Origin of the sequence: Pontibacterium sp. (genome assembly GCF_041587635.1) — a bacterium.
Taxonomy (GTDB): domain Bacteria; phylum Pseudomonadota; class Gammaproteobacteria; order Pseudomonadales; family Balneatricaceae; genus Pontibacterium.
Window position 1 is genome coordinate 1 of record NZ_JBFGYC010000588.1, and the last position, 2,410, is coordinate 2,410.

General features: G+C 51.2%; 3 protein-coding genes. 2 read left to right on the forward strand and 1 reads right to left on the reverse strand.

What is annotated here, in order from left to right:
• Together ABYW01_RS19440 and lolD are read left to right on the forward strand one after the other, a co-directional pair.
• On the forward strand, positions 1-1,066 hold a 1,066-nt coding region (locus ABYW01_RS19440; RefSeq protein ID WP_372836012.1), incomplete at its 5' end, for a lipoprotein-releasing ABC transporter permease subunit.
• Positions 1,059-1,763, forward strand: coding sequence for a lipoprotein-releasing ABC transporter ATP-binding protein LolD (gene lolD / locus ABYW01_RS19445; RefSeq protein WP_372836014.1), 705 nt, complete (start codon positions 1,059-1,061; stop codon positions 1,761-1,763). The genes ABYW01_RS19440 and lolD, both read left to right, overlap by 8 nt.
• A 55-nt stretch (positions 1,764-1,818) precedes the next feature.
• Here lolD and ABYW01_RS19450 read toward each other — a convergent pair whose 3' ends face one another.
• Positions 1,819-2,322 (reverse strand): DUF2062 domain-containing protein, encoded by a 504-nt coding sequence (locus ABYW01_RS19450; RefSeq protein ID WP_372836016.1) that lies wholly within the window; start codon positions 2,320-2,322, stop codon positions 1,819-1,821.
• Positions 2,323-2,410 lie beyond the last annotated feature (88 nt).

Here is a 2,410-nt window from a genome sequence, read left to right on the forward strand (position 1 = left end):
TATGGTGCCGCACGCTACGATTACAGAGCTAGGTCGTCCGATGGCTGACTGGCAGTCTGTACAAGGTGGTGTGGATCAGAGTCCTAGCGTACAGGCGTCAGCACCGTTTATTCAGGCGCAGGGGATGCTGACCAATCGCGGCGTTGTAAGGGGGGTGATGGTGTATGGCATTGATCCGGAGAGCGAACGTAAAGTTTCCATTTTGGCAAACCATATCAAAACTGGCTCGCTGGACACGTTAAACACACAGCGTTTTGGCATCGTCTTAGGCGATCTGCTTGCGCGCTATTTGGGTGTGCGGGTTGGCGACAAAGTGACGTTGGTTCTGCCTGAGGCAACAGTCAGTGTTGCCGGGATGGTGCCGCGCCTTAAGCGCTTTACCGTGGTGGGTACGTTTGAGGTTGGGGCTGAGCTTGATGCTTCTTTGGCGTATATCTCTATGGGCGATGCTGCGAAAATTAAGCGTTATCGCGGGGATGTCGTCGACGGTATTCGTCTCAAATTTGATGATCTCTTCACTGCACCGCAAAAGGCCCGTGAAATCGCAAATGGACTTGATGGTTACTATCGCACCAGTGACTGGACGCGTACCCACGGTAATTTGTTTCAGGCGATTCAGCTGGAAAAGCGGATGATCGGCTTGTTGTTGTTCCTTATCGTTCTGGTAGCGGCATTTAACATCGTTTCAACATTGGTGATGGTCGTTACCGATAAGAAGGCTGATGTGGCAATTCTACGTACACTGGGCGCCACTAAGGGCAGAATTATGCGCATCTTCATGGTGCAAGGTACGTTGATCGGTATTATCGGTACGTTATTGGGTGGCGCGCTGGGAATTACTCTGGCGCTGACTATATCGGACCTGGTGGCGTGGGTGGAGCGTACCTTTGGTATACAGTTCCTGAATGCGGATGTTTACTTCATCAGTTACCTGCCATCTGACCTGCAGTGGCCTGATGTCGTTACGATCTGCGGTACGGCGTTGGTAATTAGTTTTCTGGCGACCATCTATCCGGCATACCGCGCAGCGAAAACTCATCCTGCGGAGGCTTTGCGTTATGAGTGAGCCGATCTTGCTCGCCGAGAACGTTTCGCGTGTGTATCGCGAAGGCGGTCACGAATTGAAGGTATTGGATAATCTGAATTTTGCACTGGAGCCAGGAGAGCGTGTTGCGATCGTTGGGCAGTCAGGGTCAGGTAAAAGTACGCTACTGAATATTCTGGGTGGTTTGGATGTGCCGTCCAGCGGGCGTATGTGCGTTGGTGGTAAAGACCTGCATGAGCAATCAGAAAAAAGCCGCGCGCGTATTCGCAACGAAAAATTAGGTTTTGTTTATCAGTTTCACCACTTGTTACCGGAATTTTCCGCATTGGAAAACGTTGCGATGCCGCTGCTATTACGCGGTGACAAAGTTTCGGATATTCGGGAACGGGCGGCGGAGATGCTGGGTGCCGTAGGTTTATCTGAGCGTGTTACCCATAAGCCTGCCCAACTTAGTGGAGGTGAGCGTCAGCGTGTGGCGATTGCCCGGTCACTGATTGGGCAGCCTGCGTGTGTCCTAATGGATGAGCCTACCGGTAACCTGGATCGCAAGACGGCGGACGATGTGCAATTGCTGATAGAGCAGCTAAATCGTACTTTGAATATCGCATTCGTGATTGTGACGCACGATCTTGAGCTGGCTCACCGTACCGGACGGGTCTTCGAGTTACGTGATGGTGGATTATTTGAGCAGCAGGCTGAGTCGGTGTTGGAAGGTTAGGCTAGGTTAAGCTAAATGCGGCTTCCAGTCAGTTTGATAGGAAGCCAGGTAATCACTATTTAAGTCGCATATCGCGGCTTTTTTCTTTTCTGCGCTTCCAGCTGCGATTCACGTGCCATACCCAGAACTGATTGATACCAAAAAATGCCAGCGCTCCAAAAACTACACCGCAGATGATTGAACCAAATAATAATGGCCACCAAATCAGTGACAGGCTTTCGCTAAGCCAGCTCATCGAGAGTTCGAACTCGATGTTTCCCGCAGGGTTGCCCAAGATAAAATCGCCTACCAAATAAGCGCCGTAGAAAATAGGCGGCATCGTCAGGGGGTTCGTGAGCCAGACCAGTCCAACAGAGATTGGGAGGTTGCTGCGAAAGAAGACCGCCATAACAGCAGCAACGACCATCTGTGCAGGAATGGGCAAGAAGGCGCAAAACAGACCGACAGCAAACGCACGAGATACCGATCTGCGGGTTAAATGCCACAGGTTGGGATCATGCAGGTGGCGTCCGAGCCAGCTGAGATGTTTGTGCTCTCGGAGCTTACGCTCGTCGGGCATATACTTTTTGATGAGTTTGCGTGGCATTGGGGTCGCACTTATAGTAGTGACCAAAGACGCTCGTATTATGCATACTCATTACAGGTAA

Bases quoted from the DNA above. Each gene is read 5' to 3' on its own strand.
- ABYW01_RS19450 (WP_372836016.1), bottom strand. From the start codon at position 2,322: ATGCCCGACGAGCGTAAGCTCCGAGAGCACAAACATCTCAGCTGGCTC.
- lolD (WP_372836014.1), top strand. From the start codon at position 1,059: ATGAGTGAGCCGATCTTGCTCGCCGAGAACGTTTCGCGTGTGTATCGC.